Raw genomic sequence first — 22,019 nt, forward strand, 5'->3', positions numbered from 1 at the left:
AAGGGCACGTCACCTGCGGCTTTCCGGGCTGTCGGTCGGCCATATCGCTTCCAGGCCGTGGCCGGTGGCGTAGAGCAGGTACGGCCGCAACTCGGGGGCGTGTTCCAGGTCGCGGCGCAGCACGTAGAGGCGAGCCGACCTCACCGCCAGGAACGGTTGGACGGCGAGCAGGCCCCTGAGGTCCACGAACCGCCAGTCCACACCCAGCAGCTTCCTCGCCCGCGCCAGCAGGTGAACGGCATCGACAGGAACCCCGTCGACATAGAGGTCGGCCGTCATCGGCAGGTCCGGCTCCGGTTCGGGGGGCAGGGCGAAACCGGACCTCCGCCACACCTCGAACGCGGGGGCGACAACGACGAGATCGGCTTCGCCGAGACCGCCCAGGTCGGCCTGGAACACGGAGCCCCCGCCACCGTCGCACCTGAGGAAGAAGCCCCGATCGCCCTCCTGACCGATCATGAGGTAGCCCGGGAGCCACTCACCGATCCCGTAGGTCGTGTGGCGCTCCAACAGGGACTCCCGGCTGAACATGCCCACCCAATCGGCGACGACGTCGTCGGTGACCGACGCCAACCACCGTTGGTAGGCGGCATCCGTCCGGGAAACAAGCTGCTCGACCATCTCCACCGCGGCCTCCTTGGTCACCGTGTTGTCGATCCCCTATGTCACCCGTTGGCGGTGGCAGCCTGCCGCGACTTTCAGGAAGTCGGGGCCTCGAGGGCTCGTTGATAGCCCGACTTCCTGGAAACCGAGTCGATCAAGCGCTGTTGCGGGGGTCGGGGGCGACGGTCTGCTCCCACAGTGACTTCATCTCGTCGAACGCCTGCTCCATCAGGTGCACCATCGCCTGGCGAGCGCGGTCGCCGTCGCGCCGCTGGATCGCCTGGGCCACGTCGGCGTGCATCTGGAGGGCCTGCTGGTGCGGGTGGTGCGGCATGAGGTGGTGCTTGTGCCGGCCGGTGAGCACCTCCGCCACCAGTTCCTGCAGCCGGAGGAACATCTCGTTGCCGGAGGCGAGCAGGACGCGCCTGTGGAACTCGATGTCCAGGTGCAGGAAGCGCTCCTCGTCGCCCGCCTCGCCGGCCGCCCACATCTTCGCTGCCAGCCCGACGAGGTCGCTCGCCTCGTCACGGCCGATCCGGCTGGCGGCCAGGAAGGCGGCGTGCGGCTCGACGGCGGTGCGCAGCTCGGTGATCGAGCGGAGCTGGGCCATCCGGCCCGCCGAGGCGAGACGCCAGCGGATCACCTGCGGGTCGAAGACGTTCCACGCGCTGGCCGGCAGGATCATCACCCCGACCCGTCGGCGCGCCTCGATGAAACCGATCGAGGACAGCACCCGTAGCACCTCGCGGACGACCGAGCGGGACACGGCGTACCTGTCGACAAGCTCGTCGATGTTGAGGACCGACCCGGGTGCCAGCTCGCCGCCGCAGATGGCGGTGCCGAGGTGTTCGAGGACGCGCGCGTGCAGCCCGGTCTCGGCGGGGAGGGCCGGCGCGGCGGCAACCTCTGGTGAGGACGGTTCCACCCAAAGATCATATCATTCGCATCTACCTCTTGAGGTAATCAGCTTTTTGGGCCTAACATCCCGATGTTAAGCGGATGTAACGCCGAGGTAGCGGCTCCCACCGGGGCGGCGACCACGACAGAAGGAGAGACAAGCGTGCGACGTCGATCGATAATCGGCACTTCTCTGGCCGTGGTCGCCGCCATGAGCGTGGCCGCGTGCGGCGGTGACGGCGGCGGCGAAGACTCCAAGACCGTTCGCGTGACACTTGTCAACCACGTGTGGACCGAGAACATCAAGAAGGTCCTGCCGGAGTTCGAGAAGCAGTCCGGCCTCAAGGTCGAGGTCACCCAGCTCGGCGAGGACCAGCTCTCCGACCAGTACAACGTCAAGCTGAACGCCGGGTCCGACGACCTCGACGTGATGATGTACCGGCCCCTGCAGGAGGGGAAGCTGTTCGGCAAGAACAAGTACCTCGCCGACCTGAGCGAGAGGACCAGGTCCGACAGCGCCTTCGAGGTCGGCGACTTCCAGGCCGGGCCGATGCAGGCGACGACCTATGAGGACAAGGTGGTCGGGCTGCCGATCATCACCGAGCAGGAGGTCCTCTACTACCGCAAGGACCTGCTGACGAAGTCCGGCTTCGCCGCACCCCCCAAGACCCTCGACGAGCTCAAGGCGCAGGCCGCGAAGATCGAGGCCGACAACCCCGGCGTCGCCGGCTTCGTCGCCCGTACCGGCAAGGCCGCCGCCGTGACGCAGTTCTCCAGCTTCCTCTTCAGCTTCGGCGGCGACTTCGTGGACTCGAGCGGCAAGGCCACCGTCAACACCGAACAGGCCAAGCAGGCGTACGCCTACTACGGCGGGCTGCTGCGCGACCACGGCCCGGAGAACATCAGCACCGACATGAGCTGGTCGGAGGCGATGGCGATCTTCACGCAGGGCAAGGCGGCCTTCTACACCGAGGCCAACTCGCTCTACAAGAACGCCACCGACCCCGCCAAGTCCAAGGTGGTCGACTCCGTCGGCTTCGCCCCCTTCCCGGCCGGCCCGGCCGGGTCGAAGCCGTACAACATCCCCTCCTGGGCGCTCGGCGTGAACGACAGCTCGGAGAACAAGGACAACGCCTGGACGTTCATCCAGTGGGCCGCCGGCAAGGAGCAGGCGCTGGCGCAGCAGACCGCCGGCGTACCCGGTGCCCGCGCCTCGGTCTGGGCGAACCCGGCGAGCGCCGCGAGCCTGCCGAAGGACCTCGCCGAGGCCAACACCGTCAGCACCGCGAACGGCGTCGGCCACGACCGTCCGCTGGTGGTCAAGGTGGCCCAGGCGCGGGAGCTCGTCGGTCAGCCGATCGTCGACGCGATCACCGGCAAGGACGCCGCCGCCTCGGCGGACACGGCGAACGCGGCGTTCCAGAAGTTCCTCGACGACGAGGCGAAGTAGCCCGACCGCCGGGCGGCGGAGCCGACGGGCTCCGCCGCCCCGCCGGGACCTGACCTGCGAACCCGGAGACCCCTCATGTCAGCCGTCATCACCCCCCGCACCGACACGCCCGAGGCCGCTGCGGCGCCGCCGGAAGACTCCGCCTGGTCACGGTGGGCCAACGAACACCGCAAGTGGCTCTTCGCGGCGCCCGCCATGGCGTTCGTCGCCCTGCTGATCATCTTTCCGGTGGCGTGGACCGGGTACCTGAGCCTGACCGACGCCGAGGGTTCGGTACGCGCCGACTTCGAGTTCATCGGCGTCCAGAACTACGTCGACGTGCTCACCGACACCAACCGGTTCTGGCCGGCGGTCTGGCGTACCGTCCTGTTCACCGGCGTCGTGTTGCTCTTCGAGGTCGTCCTCGGCATGGCGATTGCCCTGCTGCTGTGGCGACCCTTCCGCGGTGAGAAGTGGGTGCGGGTCGCGATCCTCCTGCCGCTGGTGGCCACTCCGGTGGCGGTCGGCATGATGTGGCGCCTGATCTTCGACCCCAACATCGGCATGGCGAACCACCTGCTCGGCTGGGTCGGGATCGGCCCCCAGCCCTGGCTGGCCGGGCAGCACTCAGCGCTGCCGACGACGATGTTCATCGACATCTGGCAGTGGACCCCGATGGTCGTGCTGATCCTGCTCGCCGGGCTCACCTCGCTCTCCGACGAGCCCCAGGAGGCGGCCCGGATCGACGGCGCCAGCAGTTGGCAGCGGTTCCGGCACGTCACACTCCCGCTGCTGATGCCCACGGTGATCGTCGCCATCCTGCTGCGCGGCATCGACGCGCTCAAGACGTTCGACATCCTCTACGCCACCAAGGGGCGCGGCGGCGGGTCCTTCCACGAGGTCGAGACCCTCAACGTGTACGCCTACGGGCTCAGCTTCGACTACAACGACTACGGCGTCTCGTCGACCGTCCTGATCATCTTCTTCCTGATCATCATCGGGGTGATGTGGGCCCTCACCTATCGCAAGAAGGGGCTGGGCCGATGAAGCCGAGCAAGCCGTACCGGGTGTTCCGCACGTCGGCTCTCGTGGTCGTGGTGTTCGCGCTGATGGCGCCGCTGCTCTGGATGATCGCCGCGTCCTTCAAGACCAACGTGGACATCTACGACACGGCGAAGGCGTTCGTCTTCTCACCAAGTCTGAAGAACTACGAGACCGTGCTCCAGCAGGCGAACTATCTCGACTTCATCGGCAACAGCCTCTGGGTGGCGTTCGCGGCCACCACGCTCTCGCTGCTGCTCGGGGTGCCCGCCGCGTACTCGATGAGCCGTTTCGCCATGCAGAAGTCCGCGCTCGTCGTGCTGATGGCCCGGGTGATCCCCGGCGTCTCGCTCCTGGTGCCCTGGTACTACGTCTTCTCGAACCTGAAGATGGTCGGCGGCTTCACCGTGCTGATCCTGAGTCACATGTTCGTGTCGCTGCCGCTGATCGTCTACATCATGATGGGCTACTTCGACGGCCTGCCGGCCGAGTTGGAAGAGGCCGCGCTCGTCGACGGGTTGACCCACATCGGCGCGTTCCGGCGGATCACCCTCCCGTTGTCGGTGCCCGGCGTCGCGACCGCCGGCATCCTCTCCTTCATCTTCTCCTGGAACAACTTCATGTTCGCCCTGGTGCTCTCCGGCGCCGACACGAAGACGCTCCCCGTCGCGATCTTCGACTTCGTCGGCTACGCCAGCATCGACTGGGGTGGCCTGATGGCGGCGGCCACCGTGGTCACCCTGCCGATCATGCTGATCGCCCTGTTCGTGCAGAAGTACGTCGTCTCCGGCCTCACCGCCGGTGCCACGAAGGGCTGACCGGGTCATGACGACGATCGCAACAGTGGAGACCTTCCTGGTCGCACCCCGCTGGCTCTTCGTCCGGATCGAGACGGACTCCGGCATCGTCGGCTGGGGCGAGGCGACCTGCGAGGGCCAGTCCGAGACGGTACGCACGGCCGTCCACCAGCTCAGCGAGGTGCTCGTGGGCCGGGACGCGCTGCGCATCGAGGACCACTGGCAGGTGCTGACCAAGGGGTCCTTCTACCGGGGCGGCCCGATCCTGGCCAGCGCGGTGTCCGGTCTGGACCAGGCGCTCTGGGACATCGCCGGCAAGCACTACGGCGCTCCCGTGCACCAACTGCTCGGCGGGCCGGTCCGGGACCGGATCCGGGTGTACGGCTGGATCGGCGGTGACGAGCCCGCCGAGATCCGCGACCAGGTCAGCGCCCGGATCGAGGCGGGCCTGACCGCGGTGAAGATGAACGCGTCCGGGCGGATGGGGGCGCTCGCCTCGGTCGCCGACCTCGACGCGGTGGTGCAGCGGGTGGCCGTCGCCCGCGAGGTCCTCGGCGACGACCGGGACGTGGCGGTGGACTTCCACGGGCGGTTCACCGTGGCCAACGTCCGGCGGGTCGCCCCGCTGCTGGAGCCGTACCGGCCGTTCTTCCTCGAAGAGCCGGTGGTGCCGGAGAACTCGCACCTGATCGGGGAGGTCGTCCGCTGCACGACCACCCCCATCTCGACGGGGGAGCGGCTCTACAACCGACAGGAGTTCCTGCCCGTGTTGCAGGCCGGCATCGCGGTGGCCCAGCCGGACCTCGCGCACGCCGGCGGCATCACCGAGGTTCGCAAGATCGCCACGCTGGCCGAGGTGTACGACGTGCAACTCGCCCCGCACTGCCCGCTCGGGCCGATCGCCCTCGCCGCGTGCCTCCAGGTCGGCTTCGCCACCCCCAACTTCCTGATTCAGGAACAGAGCATCGGCATCCACTACAACCAGGGCGCCGAGGTGCTCGACTACTGCCTCGACCGGACCCCGCTGACCTTCGTCGACGGGTACGTCGAGCGGTTGACCGCGCCAGGTCTCGGCATCGAGGTCGACGAACACGCGGTACGGACCGCCGACAAGCGCGGTCACGCCTGGCGCAGCCCGACCTGGCGGCACCCCGACGGCTCCTACGCGGAGTGGTGAGACACCCCTCAGCCCGGCACGAACGAAAGGCACCCCCCGTGAAGATCGTCGCAGCAGACGTGATCGTGACCAGCCCCGACCGGAACTTCGTCACCCTCAAGATCACCACCGATGACGGCATCACCGGCCTGGGCGACGCCACGCTCAACGGTCGGGAGCTCTCCGTCGCCTCGTACCTGCGCGACCACGTCGCCCCGCTGCTGATGGGGCGCGACGCGCACCGGATCGAGGACACCTGGCAGTTCCTCTACCGCTCGGCGTACTGGCGGCGTGGGCCGGTGACCATGGCGGCCATCGCCGCCGTCGACGTCGCGCTCTGGGACATCAAGGCCAAGGCCGCCGGCATGCCGCTCTACCAGTTGCTGGGTGGAGCGTCCCGCACCGGCATCATGGCGTACGGGCACGCGTCCGGGCGGGACATCCCGGAGCTGTTCGACTCGATCCGCCGCCACCTCGACGAGGGCTTCCGGTCGATCCGGGTGCAGACCTCGGTGCCGGGGATCAACGCCGTCTACGGGGTGGCCGCGCAGCCCAGCGCCACCGGCCAGCGCTACGACTACGAGCCCGCGCAACGCACCCCGCTGCCCGCCGAGGAGGACTGGGACACCCGCGCGTACCTGCGCCACCTGCCCACGGTCTTCGAGGCGGTGCGGGCCGAGTTCGGCCCGGAGTTGCCGTTGCTGCACGACGGCCACCACCGGATGACCCCGATCCAGGCCGCCAAGCTCGGCAAGGCCCTCGAACCGTACGACCTGTTCTGGCTGGAGGACTGCACCCCGGCCGAAAACCAGGAGGCACTGCGGCTGGTCCGCCAGCACACCACCACCCCGCTGGCCATCGGCGAGGTCTTCAACACGGTCTGGGACTACCAGACTCTGATCCGGGAGCAGCTGATCGACTACGTCCGGTCGGCGGTCACCCACACCGGCGGCATCACCGCCATGCGCAAGCTGCTCGACTTCGCCGCCCAGTACCAGATCAAGTCCGGCATCCACGGCCCCACCGACATCTCCCCGGTGGGCATGGCCGCGGCGCTGCACCTGGACCTGGCCATCCACAACTTCGGGATCCAGGAGTACATGAAGCACACCCCGCTGGCCAACGAGGTGTTCCGGCAGTCGTTCACCTTCACCGACGGCTACCTGCACCCGGGCGACCAGCCGGGGCTCGGGGTGGAACTCGACGAGGAGGTGGCGGCCCGGTTCCCGTACGAGCCGGCGTACCTGCCGTTCAACCGGCTCAAGGACGGCACGGTCCATGACTGGTGAGCGGCGCGGCGCCCGGCCCACCCGGCACGTCGTGGTGATGGGCGTCTCCGGGGCCGGCAAGACGACCGTGGCACGGGGGATCAGCGCGGTGACCGGGTTGGCGTTCGCCGAGGCGGACGAGTTCCACTCCCCGGAGAACGTGGCGCGGATGCGGTCCGGCGTGCCGCTCGACGACGCCAGCCGGTGGCCCTGGCTGCGGGACGTCGCCGGGTGGATCGCCGAGCGTGGCGCGGAGGGCCGGTCGACGGTGCTGGCCTGCTCGGCGTTGAGGCGGTCGTACCGGGACGTGCTCCGCCGGGGCCCGCTGCGGGTGGACTTCGTGCACCTGGACGGGCCGGCGGAGGTCATCCGTGCGCGGTTGGCCCGACGCGAGGGGCATTACATGCCAGCGAGCCTGCTCGATTCACAGCTCGCCACCTTGGAGCCGGCCGAACCGGACGAGTCGGTGCTCGTACTCGATGTCTCGTTGCCCCCCGAAGCCCTGGTCGCGGCGGCCGTCAAGGGTCTCGGGCTGCCCGGCTCGGCGCCGCCGGGTCGACAGCGCGACCGCGACTCCGACCCTGCCTCGGAGGCGTGTTAGGTTAGCCTGCCCTTCGTCATGGAGTCAGCCGCGTGCCCTCATCGATCCGCGCATGACAGTCGTCGAGACCACCGGCGCCGTGGTGCTCCGTCGCGCGCTGCGTCGACAGCGCGCCCGGGTGGCCGGGGGCATCGCGCTGCTCTGCACCCACCAGGCCACCGAAGCCCTCGTCCCGGTCGTCATCGGCGTGGTCATCGACCGTGCGGTGGCCACCGGAGACGTCGGCGCCCTGGTGCTCTCGCTTGCCGGCCTGGCTGCCCTGTTCACAGTGCTCGCCTTCGCCTACCGGGCCGGCGCGCGACTGGCGTTCGCCGCCGTCGAACACGAGGCGCACGCCACCCGGGTCGAGATCGTCCGTAGCGCCCTCGACCCGCGTGGACGCCGGTCGGGCATGCGCGACGGCGAGCTGCTCTCGGTGACCGCCTCCGACGCCGAGCTGTCCGCGCTCGTCGTACGGGTCGCCGGGCTCACCGCCGCGGCCCTCACCGCCATCGTGGTCGCGGCCGTCGCGTTGCTCGTCGTCGACGTACCCCTCGGCCTCGGGGTGCTCATCGGCGTACCCCTGCTTGTCGTCGCCCTTCAGCGGATGGCGCCGCTGCTCACCAGGCGCAGCACGTCGCAGCAGGAGGCCCTCGCCGCCACCACCGCCCTCGCTGTCGACCTCGTCACCGGCCTCCGTGTGCTACGCGGCATCGGGGCGCAGGACCACGCCGCCCGCCGGTACGCGGGCGCCAGCCGGCACGCGCTCGACGTCACCCTGCGCGCCGCCACCACCAAAGGTCTGCACCTCGGGCTCACCACCACTGTCAACGGTCTCTTCCTCGCGACGGTCGCCGGAGTCGCCGGCTGGCTCGCGCTGCAGGGGCGGCTCACCATCGGTGAACTCGTCGCCGTGGTCGGGCTGGCCCAGTTCATCGCCGAGCCGGTGCAGACGCTCGGATACTGCGTCCAGCTGTTCGCCATGGCCCGAGCCTCCGCCGGACGGGTGGCCCGCCTCCTCGGCGCCGCGCCGGTCGTCCAGCCGGGCGACGCCGGGCCGCCCGACCCGAGCCCCACCCGGCTCGTCCTCGACCGGGTCTCGTACGCCGGCCTCGACGACGTCGACCTGCGCGTGGGCGCCGGTGAGATCCTGGGTGTGCTCGCCTACGACCCGGCCGAGGCCGAGGCCCTTGTGGCGCTGCTGGCCGGCCGGGTGCCCCGCGCGGAGCACCGGGGGACGCTCCGTGTCGACGGTGTGCCCGCCGACGAACTGCACACCGACGCCGCGCGCGCCCTCGTCCTCGTGGAGCAGCACGACGTGGCGCTGTTCGAGGGGACGCTACGCGCCAATCTGAGCGCCGGCGCGCCCGTCGACGACGAGGTCCTGCGGGCCGCCGTACGGGCCGCCGCAGCCGAGGACGTGCTCGCCGCGCACCCGCACGGGTTGGACCGCCTGCTCACCGAACGCGGGGCGAACCTCTCCGGTGGGCAGCGCCAGCGCATCGGCTTGGCGCGGGCGCTGGTCGCCGACCCGCCGGTGCTGGTGCTGCACAACCCCACCACCGCCGTCGACGCGGTGACCGAGGGGTTGCTCGCCACGAGACTCGCCGAGGCGCGCGGGGCGGGAACCCGCGGCACCGTGCTCGTCACCTCCAGCCCGGCGCTGCTGCGGGTCACCGACCAGGTCGCGGTGATCGACCGGGGACGGGTCGTCGCCGAGGGTCCCCACGAGCGGCTGCTCGCCAGCGACGCCCGCTACCGGGAGGAGACCCTGCGATGACGTCCGAGCCGACCACCCGGCAACTGCTGCCGACGGCCACCGGCCGGCAGACCTGGGCCGCCCTCCGCGCCGAACTGGCCCTCCTGCCGGGGCTCAGCGCCGTCGCCGGCACGTTGCTCGTCGCCGCCGCCGCGACCGGGCTCGTCGCCCCGTGGGTGCTCGGCCGCCTCGTCGACGACGTGATCGCCGGCACCGACACGCCACGGGTGCTGGCCTGGGCCGGCGTGATCGCCGGCGCCGCCGTGCTCGCGGGGCTCCTCACCGCGGCCGGAGCGGCGGTCGCCGCGCGCCTCGGTGAGACTGTGCTGGCCCGACTCCGGGAGCGGGTCCTCGACCGCGCCCTGCACCTGCCGTCGGCGACCCTGGAACGGGCCGGGACCGGGGACCTGGTGGCCCGTGCCGGCGACGACGTGGCAGTGGTGACGAACGTGATCGCCACCAGCGGCCCCGCCTTCCTCGGCGCGCTGCTGTCCGTCGTGCTGACCGCGGCGGGGCTCTTCGCCCTCGACTGGAGACTCGGCGTCGCCGGGCTGGTCGCGGCCCCGGCGTACGCGGTGGCGCTGCGCTGGTACCTCAGGCGTTCGATTCCGTACTACGCGCGGGAGCGGGTGGCGACCGGCGAGCGGGCGCAGGCGACGGCCGAGGCGCTGCGGGGCGCGGCCACCGTGCGCGCCTACCGGATGGAGGACGCCCACGTCGCCCGGATCGCGGATCGCTCCGGCGTCGCCCGCGACCTGTCACTGGAGATCTTCGGCCTCTTCACCCGCTTCGGGCTGCGCATCAACCGCTCGGAGTTCGTCGGGCTCGCCGCCGTGCTGCTCGCCGGTTTCCTGCTGGTCCGGGGGGACCTGGTCACCGTCGGCGCCGCCACCACGGCCGCCCTCTACTTCCACCGCCTCTTCAACCCCATCGGCCTGTTGCTGTTCGAGTCGGACTCCGTGTTGCAGGCCGGGGCCAGCCTCGCCCGACTCGTCGGGGTCACCACACTGCCGGACACCGCGGCACCCGCCGGCACCGAACCCGCAGGCCACGATCGGGCCGAACCGGCGGCACTCGAGGTGACGGTCGCGCAGCACCGCTACGACGACGGGCCGGTGGTGCTGCGGGACATCGCCCTGCGGCTCGCACCCGGGGAGCGGGTCGCCCTGGTCGGCGCGAGCGGCGCGGGCAAGAGCACCCTCGCCGGAATCATCGCCGGCATCATCGCGCCCACCGACGGCGCGGTGACGCTGCGCGGGGTGCCGCTGGCACAGCTCGACGAGCACCGCCTCCGTCGTGAGATCGCGCTGATCAGCCAGGAGGTGCACGTCTTCGCCGGGCCGCTCGCCGACGACCTGCGCCTCGCCGACCCGGACGCCACCGACGCCGAGATCACCGCCGCCCTCGACCTCGTCGGCGCCACCGAATGGGTGCGGACCCTGCCGGACGGTCTCGCCACCACGGTAGGGGAGGGCGGGCGACAGCTCACCCCGGCCCAGGCCCAGCAGCTCGCGCTGGCCCGGCTCGTCCTCGCCGATCCCGCGGTCGCGGTCCTCGACGAGGCCACCGCCGAGGCGGGCAGCGCCGGCGCGCGTGACCTCGACCGCGCCGCCGTGGCGGCCACCGAGGGCCGTACCACGCTTGTCGTGGCCCACCGTCTCAGCCAGGCGGCCACCGCGGACCGCATCGTCGTCCTGGAGCAGGGGCGCGTCGCCGAGCACGGGACGCACGCCGAGCTGCTGGCGGCCGGGGGCGGCTACAGCCAGCTCTGGCGGTCGTGGAGCATGCCCGAGCTCGCGCTCCCGAGCTGATCGGGGACGCCCGGGAACTTTTCCGGCCCGGCCGACGACCACCAGAGTGCGCGGCCGACCGGCGGCGTTCCGACGGCGGCACATCTCGGCATGGAGGAGCGCCCGTGGCACACAGGACGGTGGTCGGTGCGGAACGGTGTCGCTGACGACGACCAGGTGACCCGGTGGGCGCGCGAGGCGGGCCAGGGTGACCGGCAGGCCGCTGCGGCGTTCATCCGGGCCCTGCAGAACCAGGTCTGGCGGTTCCTGTCGCACCTGGCCGGGCCGGGGGAGGCCGACGACCTGACCCAGGAGACGTTCCTGCGGGCACTTCGCAACCTGCCCGGCTTCGCCGGCCGCTCGTCGGCCCGTACCTGGGTGTTCACCATCGCCCGGCGCGTCGCCGTGGACCACGTCCGGACGGCGGTGGTCCGGCCGAGGGTGGCGTCGGTGCCGGACTGGCAGGCTGCGGCCGAGGCCGCCGGTGCGATCACGGCCGGCGCCGACGAGGGCGTGACCCTGCACCAGTTGATCGCCGGTCTGACCCGGGAGCGCCGCGAGGCGTTCGTCGCCACCCAGGTGCTCGGCCTGTCGTACGCCGAGGCGGCGGACGTCTGCCAGTGCCCCGTCGGCACGATCCGGTCCCGGGTCGCGCGGGCGCGCGAGGACCTCGTCGCCGCCTGGCAGGCCGAGGCCGACCCGGGTACGGAGCGACGAATCGGCTGAGGGGGGTAGGCTGCCCGCCCGGTAAGCCTGGCCGGACCGGTGGCTGTGCTCGAACGGCGGATGGCATCCCTGCTCGGCAAGGACGACGCGCTGTTCTTTCCGTCCGGGACGATGGCACAGCAGGTCGCCCTGCGGGTGCACGCCGACCGACGTGGCCGCCAGGCCTTCGCCGCCCACCCGCAGAGCCACCTGGAGGCCTGGGAGCACCGGGGGCACCACGTCGTGCACGGCCTGCGCTGCCACCCGGCCGGCGACCGGCACGGCCAGCTGTTCGGCCGCGTACGGTCCGCGCCGGACCCGGACCGGTGTTCATTCGAGGTCAGCGTCGGTGTGAACGCCATGGAGCTGACCCCTGACGAGGTGGTCGGACACATTCACGAGCTGCTACGGCACGCGACCTGACGGGCGGAGTACGAGCGGGACCAGTGGCGCGACAGTCGCGACACGTCCCACCCGGACGGTCAGCACCACCGGTCGACGACCGGTGGTGCTGACGTCGTGGGAGCGCCTGCCGTCCTAGCCCAGGCGGGCCTCGATGGCCTCGATGATGCGCGGACGCAGCTCGGCGGCGCGGATGACGGCATCCACCGAGCCCACCTCGACGGCGCGGTGGATGTTGTGCACCCGGTCGAACTCCGCGGCCACCTCGCCGAGTTTCTCCGCCCGCACCGACGACCGCAGCTCGTCGAGTTCGGCGGTCAGCGCGGCGCGCTCGGTGCCGGTGGCGGCCGCGACGCGGGCCTCCAGGTCCCGCACCCGGGGGTCGGCCGCCGTCCGGGCGTTGACGTCGGCGGAGAACACCACGGCGGCGGCGGGTGCGCCACCGAGCACCGAGGCGAACGAGCCCTCCAGCGCCAGCACCGTCATGGTCGGGTTCAACGCCTTCGAGAACACCACGAACGCACCGCCGTGGTAGCGCGAGATCACGCAGAAGACGATGGGCCCCTGGAAGTTGACGATGGCCCGGCCGATCTCGGCGCCGTACTCCAGTTGCAGCTTGCGCATCGACTCCGGTGAGCCGTCGAAGCCGGACAGGTTCGCCAGCACGACGAGCGGCCGGTTGCCACTTGCCGCGTTGATGGCCCGCGCGGCCTTCTTCGACGAGCGGGGGAACAGCGTGCCCGCCGTGTAGGTGTCCGGGCCGTCGGTGGGCGGGAAGCCGTGCCGGGGCACCGACCGGGACTCGATGCCGAGCAGGCAGACCGGGATGCCACCGAGGTGGACGTCCTGCACGACGGCGGTGTCCGCGTCCGCCATGCCGGCCCACCGCTCCAGCACCGGGTGGTCCTGGTCGGAGAGGGCACGCATCACCGTACGGATGTCGAACGGCTTCTTGCGGTCCGGGTTGGCCTCGACGGAGAAGATCTCCCCGACGGTGGCGAAGGCGCTGCCCGCCACGTCGTGCGGGAAGTCGGAGATGTCCCGGTCGGTCGGGTCGGTGGTGACCGCCCGCCGGGGCGCGGCCTCGCCGGGGGCGACGTACGTGTGGTCGTAGTGCGCCATCACCACGTCCCGTGCGGCGGTGAGGTTCGGCGCCCAGTACTGCGCCTGCCCGTTCGGCCCCATCACCCGGTCGTAGCCGCCGATGCCGAAGTTGTCCTCGGCCGACACCCCACCGGAGAAGTCGAGCGACTGCTTGCCGGTGAGGACCATCGCCGAGTCGGGCGTCATCACCAGGATGCCCTTGGTGTGCATGAGCATCGTCGCCTCGGCGTTCCAGTACGGCTGCGCGCCGACGTTGATGCCCGCGACCACGATGTTGATTTCACCGCCGGCCTGGGTGAACTCGACGATCCGCTTGAGCGCCGCGGCCACCCAGTCCATGTTCTCCGTACCGGAGGTCATCGAGATCCGGGCACCCGCGGAGAGCGCCCACCACTCCAGCGGCACCTGCATCCGCTCGGCCAGGTCCAGTGCGGCGATGACCCGCCGGCACTCCGGCTCCGACAGGGCGCCAAGCGACTTCGTCGGGTCGCCGAGCAGCACCACCCGGGTGACACCCTGCGGGTAGCGCTTGGTCGGAGTCGTGACCAGACCGGCGACGATGGCGGCGCTGTTGCGCCCCTTCGGCCGCTGCACCGGCACCAACCTGTGGTCGTCGTCGAGGTCGTGCTCGACGAACTCACCGAGCCGGCCGGTCAGCTCGTACGGGTAGACGGTGTTGCGGCTGCTGGCCCGCAGCACCTTGAGCCGGTACTCGTCGAGTGGCTCGATCGGCTCGACCGGCGGCTCCCCGACGGCCAGCTCCGCGCCGCCCGCGGCGTCGAACGAGATCCGTACGGCGATCCTGGTCAGCTCGCCGGTGCGGCGGTCGCGCTGCCGCGCGATGAACAGGATCTCCTCCAGGCCGGCGCCCACAGTCGTCGGGCGGACCCGCCCGGCGATCATCTCCATCTCCTCGCGGGTCAGCTCGCTCGGCGGCCACACGTAGACGACGATCCGGTTGGTGTTGAAGCGCGTCTTCGACGGCCGCCGCGACTGGGCGCGGCGGATCGAGTCGAGGCAGGCGGCGATGGCGTCCTCGGTCGTCGGCAGCGCGACCAGCCGGCCGTCCTGCTCACGAAGCTCGGTCAGGTCACGCACCTGCGCGAACGCCACGAGACGCTCGTCGGCCCCGTTCTCCCGCGCCACGCACTGGAAGAGGTAGACCTCCTCGTCCGACGACGGCAGCCGGGTGAGGTCGAACTTGTGCAGCCGCTCCAGCTGCATCCGCTGCGCGATGTACGGGTGCAGTCCGCGGATCAGCCGGTCCTCGGTCAACTGCGCGCCCGACGGGCGGAAGGTGAAGTGGTGGTGCATCACCGCCCCGCCGCGCCCCGCGACGGTGGTGGTCACCCGACGGACCTGAGGCGGCAGCGGGTGCGCGGCGATGACCTCGGCCAGCGCGGCCGCCATCGCGTCGAAGTCCTCCGGCTGGTTCTCCCAACCGAGGTAGATGTCGGCGTCCACGGCGTCCTCGCCGCTGGCCAGCTCGGCCAGCCCCCGCAGGGCACTGCCAAGCGCGTCGAAGCTCACCGCGGCGGAGACCACGCTCGAGTCGGCGCGCCCGGCGACCACGAACGTGCAGCCGGCGACCTCGCGGGTGCGCACGCTGGTGAGCGACCGGTTGCCGTAGTAGCGCCGGGTCAGCACCTCCAGCATGACCGCGTTGTCGAGGTGGTCGCGGACGAGCCGCTGGCCGAGCAGCCGGACCAGGGGCTCGGTGCTGCGTACCATCTCGGCGATGCGCTCGGCGCGGTCCGCCGCGTCCGGGTGCGCGTCCAGGTGCCGCAGGTGCCCCCGGACCTCGGCGTAGACGCGGGCGCGGTTGCGGCGCAGCAGCGGCTGGGCGAACCAGGCGAACACCACTCCACGGGCGAGGTCGGCGACCACGGGGAAGCGGACCTGCGTGGCGGCGATCAGCCGCTCCAGGGCGAGGCCGGCCGGCTCGCGCAGCGTCTCGTCCGGCGGGGTCTCCCGCAGCCAGGCGCGCAGCAGCGCCGCGATGACCTGCGCGTCCGCGGACCCGCGCTGCTGGGCGAGGAAGATCCGGAAGACGGCGGCTTCGAGGGCGGGCGTGCGGTCCAGGTCGGTGACACCGTATCGGCCGAGTGCCTTGCCGAGCCGGGTCTGGAAGGCGTCCGGCAGCCCGGCCCGCTCGACGTCGAGGCTCTGCAGGTAGGTGTGGAAGTACTCCCGGGCGCTGTGCACGTGCGCGGCGCCACCGTCCTCGCCGGTCGGCCGGTTGCGGCTCAGCTCGGCCAGGTCGGCGAACACCTCGATGAGGTCCAGCTCGGCGGCCAGCGGCCGCTGACCGGCTTCGGTGGCCTCCCGCCGGGCGGTGAGGTAGCCGTCGAGCACCCGACGGTCGTCGTGCGGGTCGACGTCGAAGCCGAGCAGCAGACCCCGCAGGTCCTCCTGACCGCGCCTGCTGCGCTCGGTCGCCGGGACGTCCTCGGCGGCGGTGGGCAGGTCCAGTTCGACGGTCTCGGCGCTCGCGTCGTCCGTGGCCTCCTCGGCGTCGTCCGCGATCGGCTCCAGACGCAGCAGCGGCGCGCCCGCCTCGACCTGGCTGCCCACCGACACGGCGCACTCCCTGAGCCGCGCCTTGAACGGTGCCCGCAGCACCGTCTCCATCTTCATCGCTTCGAGCACCAGCACCGGCGCGCCGGCCTCGACCTCGGCGCCGACCTCAAGCGGAGTGGCGACGACGAGCGCCGGCATCGGGGAGCGCAGAACGCCGCCCTCGTCCCGGCTGACCCGGTGCGTCACGCCGTCCACCTCGACCAGGTGGGTCGGCCCGTACGTGCCGGTGAGCAGGCGGTAGCGGATGCCGTTGACGACGATCTGACCGGTGTGCCGGTCGAAGCGGTTGAGTTCGACGTCGGCGGTGCGCACGACCGGACCCGCCTCGATGCCGACCCGGAAACGGTGCGGGCCGACGCGCGCCACGCGGGTGCGGTAGGAGACGCCACGCAGCTTGAGGTCCAACGGTCGGCCGCTGGCGTGCTGCACCTGCGGCCGTCCGCCGGCCGCCGTGGACAGCAGCCGCTGCCGTTCGACGCGCTCCTCCTCCTCGTACGACTCGATGGCGGCGGCTGCCAGGGCGACCGCGCTGTGGCGGTGCGTGACGAGTCGGCCCTCGGCGCGGACGCGGTCGATCCAGCCGGTGTCGGCGCTGGCGTCGATCACCTCGGGCTGGTCGAGCAGGTCGAGCACGAAACTCTTGTTCGTCGCCCCGCCCTCGATGATCACCGTGGTGTTCGCCATCGCCCGGCGCAGCTTGCCGAGTGCCTCGTCGCGGTCACGGCCGTACGCGATGATCTTCGCGATCATCGAGTCGAAGTCGGCGGGGATGGTGTCGCCCTCGCTGACGCCGGTGTCCACCCGGATGCCGGGGCCGCTGGGCAGGTCGAGCCGGGCGATGCGGCCTGGCGACGGCGCGAAGTCGCGGTCGGGGTCCTCGGCGTTGAGCCGGGCCTCGATGGCGTGGCCGCGCTCGGCCGGCGGGGCGCCCTCTAGCCGCCCGCCGGAGGCGACGTGCAGCTGCGCCTTGACCAGGTCGAACCCGGTGGTCAGCTCGGTGATCGGGTGCTCGACCTGGAGGCGGGTGTTGACCTCCAGGAACGCGAACAGGCGGTCGCCCGGGTGGTAGAGGAACTCGACCGTCGCCGCGCCCCGGTAACCGACCGCCACGGCCAGCCGCTCGGCTGACGTCTTCAGCTCGGCGGCCTGCGCCGGGTCGAGCACCGGCGACGCCGACTCCTCGATGACCTTCTGGTTACGTCGCTGCACCGAGCAGTCACGGACGCCGAGCGCCCACGCGGTGCCCTGCCCGTCGGCGATGACCTGGACCTCGACGTGTCGGGCCCCGGTGACCAGGCGCTCCAGGAACACGATGCCGCTGCCGAACGCCCGGGCCGCCTCCTGGCTGGTGCGCTCGTAGGCGTCGTCCAGCTCGGCCTCGTTCCGGATCACGCGGATGCCGCGCCCGCCACCGCCGGCGGTCGCCTTCAGCATGAGCGGGTAGCCGATCTCGGCCGCCGCCGACCGGGCTGCGGCGAGGGTCTCCACGGCGCCGCGGCTCCACGGCGCGACCGGCACGCCGACCTTCTCGGCGATCAGCTTCGAGCCGATCTTGTCGCCGAGCTGGCGCATGGCGTCCGCGCTCGGCCCGACGAAGGTGACGCCGATCTTCTCGCACAGCTCCGCGAACGCCGGGTCCTCGGCGACGAAGCCCCAGCCGACCCACGCGGCGTCGGCGCCGGTCTCGGTCAGGGCGCGCTCCAACACCGCCAGGTTGAGGTAGGGCCGGGCGGATGCCGGGCCCAGGTCGTACGCGATGTCCGCTTCGCGGACGAACGTGGCGTTGCGGTCGACATCGGTGTAGAGGGCGACAGTTTCGAGCTGGATGCCGGTCTCCGCGGCCAGCTCGCGGACCGCGTGGATGAGCCGCATGGCGGCTTCACCACGGTTGACGATGGCGACACGGTTGAACACCCGAAAGACCCCTTAACTAGACCTCGACCTGCATGCCACGAGACGACGGCTCCCAGCAGTGATCACCTTTCCGGGTGGCGACGGCGAGCGCTATGGCGCAACCACCGAACCAACAGTCCCTCAGTTGTAGGAAGTGCACAAAACTTTTTGGCACCCCGGCACTCCGCCGACAGGTCCTCGCCGCTCCGGCAGTTGATCAAGACGGTGCGGGCGGTTCACGTCCGCAGTCTCCGGTGTTCACTCCCGGATGATCGGCTGACCAGGACGATCATCGCCGGACCGGTCGACCGCCGGCCCGGCTCGACAATCCCGGCCCAGGCCAGGAACGCACCAGGAAAGGAGCGGCAATGAGGTCACCGCACCTCGTACGCCCACGTCTGGCGCTGCTGCTCGCGGCGGGGCTGACCACGCTCGTGACGCCGGCCGGCGTCGCCCACGCCGCGACCGCCACGGTACCCGCGACGGACGCCCCGATCACCATCACCTCGACCGAGCAGCTCGCCCCGGGCGTCACGTACGGCTCGTTCGAGGTGACCACGCCCCGGGGTGTCACCGTCGGTTACCTCCTCACGGCCGACCTCCAGAAGAACAAGGTCTCCCTGGACCTGCTGCACCCCGACGCGGTGGCCCAGCGCAAGGTCGTCTCGGCGATGACGAACGAGCAGGGTGCCGTCGCCGGCGTCAACGGCGACTTCTTCAACAACAGCGAGACGCACGCCGGCGTCACCCCGACCTACTCGTCGTCCGGTCCCGAGATCGCCGACGGCGAGGAGCTGAAGTTCGCGGTGCCGACCGCCCAGCGCTTCGGCCCCGGCCTCGCCCCCGGCACCTCGACCCGGGACGTGTTCGGCGTCGGCGTGAACGGCAAGGCGCGCGTCGACACCCTCAGCCTGGACGGCGAGGTGCGCAGCAGGAAGGGCACCATCGCGCTTGGCGGCCTCAACCAGTACGCGCTGCCCGTCGACGGTGTCGGCCTGTTCACCGCCGACTGGGGCACCGCCTCCCGGGTCCGGGCCACCTGCGGCACCGACACGAGTCGCAGCGACCCGTGCAGCACCCACACCTACGAGGTGACCATCCGCGATGGTGTGGTGACCACGGTGGGTCGGACGCCCGGTGCGGGCGCGATCCCGGCCGACACCCAGGTGCTCGTCGGCCGGGAGGGCGGCGCGGACGCGCTCGACGACCTCACCGTGGGCGACCGGGTGCAGGTGCGCGAGAAGCTCGTCTCTGCCGCCACGCCGAAGCTGACCTTCGCGGTCGGTGGCGCGCCGATCCTGCGCGACGGTGCGCCGCTGGCCGGCCTGGACACCAAGACCGCCGCGGTACGCAGCGCGGCCGGTGTCAGCCCCGACGGTCGGACCGTCTATCTGGTGGCCCTGGCCGGCCGTGCACCGGCAAGCGCCGGGTTCACGATCGCCGAACTGGCCGACCTGATGCGCTCACTCGGCGCGGACGCCGCGGTGAACCTCGACGGCGGCGGTTCGAGCACGGTCGCCGTCCGGGAGCCGGGCCAGGCCGCGGCCACCGCCCGCAACAGCCCGTCCGACGGTACGGAGCGCATGGTCGCCAACGGCATCGGGATCTTCGTGGGCAAGCACTGATCCGTTCGCCCCGCTCGACATCGCCCCGCCCGGTGCCGCCGGGCGGGGCGAACCGCGTAACCGGGACCGTCGGGCCCCCGGACTGTCGGCCCCGGGTCGGATAATGAGGCCGGCCGAAGGGATCTCATGACCATTCTCGACACCCGGGCGCTCAACCGCGCGACGCTCGCCCGGCAGCTGCTGCTCGACCGCGCCGACCTGCCGGCCCTGGACGCCGTCGCCCACCTCGGTGGCCTACAGGCCCAGGAGCCGCAGGAGCCGTTCGTCGGGCTGTGGTCGCGGCTGTCCGCGTTCGACCCGACGGTGCTCTCGACCCTGCTGACCGAGCGGCAGGTGGTGCGCACCCACCTCATGCGCCGCACCGTCCACCTGCTCGTCGCCGACGACGCCGTGGCCTGGCGCGGCCGTCACGACGCCATGCTGCGCCAACGCGTGCTCGGGGTCTACCGCCGCGAGCTGGACGGGGTCGACCTCGACGAGCTCGCCGTCGCCGCGCGGGCGGTGGTGGCCGACGGTGAGCCCCGCTCGATGCCGGAGATCGGGCGGGCGCTCGCCGAGCGCTGGCCAACGCCGGGGCTGCGGGTGTTGGGCGAGATCGCTGTGGCGCTGCTCCCGATGACGCAGGTGCCGCCACGGGGGCTGTGGCGGGCCAAGGGTGGCGCGCACTACGTCCTGCTCTCCGCGTGGCTGGGCCGGGAGGTTCCCCCGTCGACCGGGGAGGGCGCCGACCCGGTCGGCCAGGTGCTCGTCCGCCGCTATCTGGCCGCGTTCGGCCCGGCGACCACCGCCGACCTGCGCGCCTGGAGCGGTCTCGCCGGATTGCCGGCCGCGGTGACCGCGTTACGCGACGAGCTGGTCACCTTCCGCGACGAGCGGGGCCGCAAGCTTGTCGACCTCCCCGACGCACCCCGCCCCGACCCGGGCACCCCCGCTCCGGTGCGGTTCCTGCCGGCGTTCGACAACGCGATCCTCGGCTACGACGACCGCAGCCGGATCATCGACGACGCGCACCGTCTCCTCTCGGTGGCCGGCGAACGCGTGGTGCTCGTCGACGGCCGGGTCACGGCGACCTGGCGCGTCGACTCGGGCACGGTGACCGTGAGCCCGCTGCGCCCTCTCTCCCGCCCGGAACGGGACGCCGTGGCCGAGCAGGGGCAGGCGGTGGCGGCCTTCCTCTCCGACAAGGAGAGCGACCGGGTGCGGGTCGACACGTCTCCCCGGTGACGGACCAGGGCGGCCCGACCCCGGAAAGACGAGGCGGTCAGTCGACGGTCGGCGCAGCCGTCCTCGCCGCTTCGGCGAGCGCCGCCGCCGCGCTGGCGTACGGGTTGTAGCTGTAGGTGCGGGCCAGACCGGTCGGCACGGTGAAGTACGCGGCCGACAGCTTCGCCGGGTCGCTGGCGATCTCGCCGCGAGCGGGGGCGTCGTTGCCGTCGTCCCAGCCCCAGGGCGCGTTGGCCGAGTTGGTCGAACAGCTCCAGGTGCCGACGCCGCAGTCGCCGGACGTGTCACCGGCGAACGTGCCGAGGCCTGCGAACAGGCTCGCGTTGGCCCGCTGAGCCCACAGGCCACCGGCGGCGAAGATGTCGACCAACTGGTACCGCACATCGCGGTCGTTGCCACTGCTCGGCGTCTCGGCGACGGTCGACGGGTAGTAGACCAGGCCGTCGCCGTTGATGTCGTACTGCGGGTGCGCCTTGAGGCCGTGGCCCTGCGCCTCCTGCGCCGTCACCGGGTGCTGGAACGTGTCGTGCGGTGACGCCTGGAAGCGCAGGGTCCCGTCGACGCTCTCCCCGCCGCTGGTCCAGGTGCTGCCGGCCGGCGTGTAGGAGAAGAAGTCACTGTGCGCGACGGTGACAGCCGAGCGCAGAACGCCGTACGGGGAGCCGTCCCGCTCGATCGCGAACAACGCGCCCTCACCGTCGTTCTCGTGCTCGGTCTCGAAGAACGGGTGGTCGGTCCAGTCGCGAGGGTGGAAGAAGAAGTACGTGATGTACCAGTGGGTGCTCGTCTCCACGACGGAGTAGTAGACGTGCGCGGCGAGTGCGAAGCCCGGCTGGCCGGTCCGGTCCCAGTTGTTGCGTCCGTCCAGGTCGCCGTCGAAGTCGACCCGGGTGAGGTAGTCCGACTGCCCGCCGAGGGCGTGAGTACCGGTGGCATCGACGTCCTGGTAGTGGATGGGTGCCCAGCGGAGGGCCAGCTCGGCCCGGCTGACGGCGGCCTCGGCGGGGGTCGGTGCGGCAAGTGCCGAGGTCGCCAGCACCGCTGCGGCTACTGCCGCCAGCAGTGTCCTCACCACCCGGGGTCGCCGGTTCGTGCTGCGTGCGTCGAGCATGATGTGCTCCCGTGTCCGAACGGATAGACCACGATGGATCATTGTTGCCGCGAAC

General features: G+C 71.6%; 16 protein-coding genes. 12 read left to right on the forward strand and 4 right to left on the reverse strand.

Annotation, left to right across the window (positions count from 1 at the left end; all coding sequences use genetic code 11):
- Positions 1–9: 9 nt before the first annotated feature.
- Both ACWER9_RS10940 and ACWER9_RS10945 read right to left on the reverse strand, forming a co-directional pair.
- Positions 10–645: a hypothetical protein gene (locus ACWER9_RS10940; RefSeq protein ID WP_452301649.1), complete on the reverse strand. Its 636-nt coding sequence runs from the start codon at positions 643–645 to the stop codon at positions 10–12.
- Between the two features lie 112 nt (positions 646–757).
- Positions 758–1,528 carry a FadR/GntR family transcriptional regulator gene (locus ACWER9_RS10945; protein ID WP_452301650.1) on the reverse strand — a complete coding sequence of 257 codons (771 nt, stop codon included), beginning with the start codon at positions 1,526–1,528 and terminating at the stop codon, positions 758–760.
- 135 nt (positions 1,529–1,663) lie between these two features.
- Between ACWER9_RS10945 and ACWER9_RS10950 the strand changes: the two genes are divergently transcribed.
- The 10 genes from ACWER9_RS10950 (at position 1,664) to ACWER9_RS10995 (ending at position 12,448) form a co-directional block, all read left to right on the forward strand.
- Complete coding sequence (locus ACWER9_RS10950) at positions 1,664–2,950, forward strand: ABC transporter substrate-binding protein (RefSeq protein ID WP_452301651.1); 1,287 nt, start codon at positions 1,664–1,666, stop codon at positions 2,948–2,950.
- Positions 2,951–3,025: 75 nt separating this feature from the next.
- Positions 3,026–3,976, forward strand: a complete 951-nt coding sequence (locus tag ACWER9_RS10955; protein ID WP_452301652.1) for a carbohydrate ABC transporter permease — start codon at positions 3,026–3,028, stop codon at positions 3,974–3,976.
- Positions 3,973–4,788: a carbohydrate ABC transporter permease gene (locus ACWER9_RS10960; protein ID WP_452301653.1), complete on the forward strand. Its 816-nt coding sequence runs from the start codon at positions 3,973–3,975 to the stop codon at positions 4,786–4,788. The genes ACWER9_RS10955 and ACWER9_RS10960 overlap by 4 nt, the downstream gene beginning before the upstream one ends.
- A 7-nt stretch (positions 4,789–4,795) precedes the next feature.
- Positions 4,796–5,944 (forward strand): galactonate dehydratase, encoded by a 1,149-nt coding sequence (gene dgoD / locus ACWER9_RS10965; protein WP_452301654.1) that lies wholly within the window; start codon positions 4,796–4,798, stop codon positions 5,942–5,944.
- Positions 5,945–5,982: 38 nt separating this feature from the next.
- Positions 5,983–7,212: a D-mannonate dehydratase ManD gene (gene manD / locus ACWER9_RS10970; RefSeq protein WP_452301655.1), complete on the forward strand. Its 1,230-nt coding sequence runs from the start codon at positions 5,983–5,985 to the stop codon at positions 7,210–7,212.
- Positions 7,202–7,792 (forward strand): gluconokinase, encoded by a 591-nt coding sequence (locus tag ACWER9_RS10975; protein ID WP_452301656.1) that lies wholly within the window; start codon positions 7,202–7,204, stop codon positions 7,790–7,792. The genes manD and ACWER9_RS10975 overlap by 11 nt, the downstream gene beginning before the upstream one ends.
- A gap of 52 nt (positions 7,793–7,844) precedes the next feature.
- Positions 7,845–9,551 (forward strand): ABC transporter ATP-binding protein, encoded by a 1,707-nt coding sequence (locus ACWER9_RS10980; RefSeq protein WP_452301657.1) that lies wholly within the window; start codon positions 7,845–7,847, stop codon positions 9,549–9,551.
- Complete coding sequence (locus tag ACWER9_RS10985; RefSeq protein ID WP_452301658.1) at positions 9,548–11,341, forward strand: ABC transporter ATP-binding protein; 1,794 nt, start codon at positions 9,548–9,550, stop codon at positions 11,339–11,341. The genes ACWER9_RS10980 and ACWER9_RS10985 overlap by 4 nt, the downstream gene beginning before the upstream one ends.
- A gap of 126 nt (positions 11,342–11,467) precedes the next feature.
- Positions 11,468–12,046, forward strand: a complete 579-nt coding sequence (locus ACWER9_RS10990) for a sigma-70 family RNA polymerase sigma factor (protein WP_452301659.1) — start codon at positions 11,468–11,470, stop codon at positions 12,044–12,046.
- Positions 12,047–12,085: 39 nt separating this feature from the next.
- Positions 12,086–12,448 (forward strand): beta-eliminating lyase-related protein, encoded by a 363-nt coding sequence (locus ACWER9_RS10995; RefSeq protein ID WP_452301660.1) that lies wholly within the window; start codon positions 12,086–12,088, stop codon positions 12,446–12,448.
- A gap of 114 nt (positions 12,449–12,562) precedes the next feature.
- Here ACWER9_RS10995 and ACWER9_RS11000 read toward each other — a convergent pair whose 3' ends face one another.
- Positions 12,563–18,025, reverse strand: coding sequence for an ATP-binding protein (locus ACWER9_RS11000; protein WP_452301661.1), 5,463 nt, complete (start codon positions 18,023–18,025; stop codon positions 12,563–12,565).
- Positions 18,026–18,372: 347 nt separating this feature from the next.
- On the opposite strand from ACWER9_RS11000, the gene ACWER9_RS11005 reads away from it, so the two are divergent.
- Together ACWER9_RS11005 and ACWER9_RS11010 are read left to right on the forward strand one after the other, a co-directional pair.
- Positions 18,373–19,629, forward strand: a complete 1,257-nt coding sequence (locus ACWER9_RS11005) for a phosphodiester glycosidase family protein (RefSeq protein ID WP_452301662.1) — start codon at positions 18,373–18,375, stop codon at positions 19,627–19,629.
- Positions 19,630–19,755: 126 nt separating this feature from the next.
- Positions 19,756–20,853 (forward strand): winged helix DNA-binding domain-containing protein, encoded by a 1,098-nt coding sequence (locus tag ACWER9_RS11010; protein ID WP_452301663.1) that lies wholly within the window; start codon positions 19,756–19,758, stop codon positions 20,851–20,853.
- 37 nt (positions 20,854–20,890) lie between these two features.
- Here the strand turns inward: ACWER9_RS11010 and ACWER9_RS11015 are convergent, their stop codons facing one another.
- Positions 20,891–21,964 (reverse strand): hypothetical protein, encoded by a 1,074-nt coding sequence (locus ACWER9_RS11015; protein WP_452301664.1) that lies wholly within the window; start codon positions 21,962–21,964, stop codon positions 20,891–20,893.
- Between the last annotated feature and the right edge of the window lie 55 nt (positions 21,965–22,019).

The organism is Micromonospora sp. NPDC003944 (assembly GCF_053605225.1).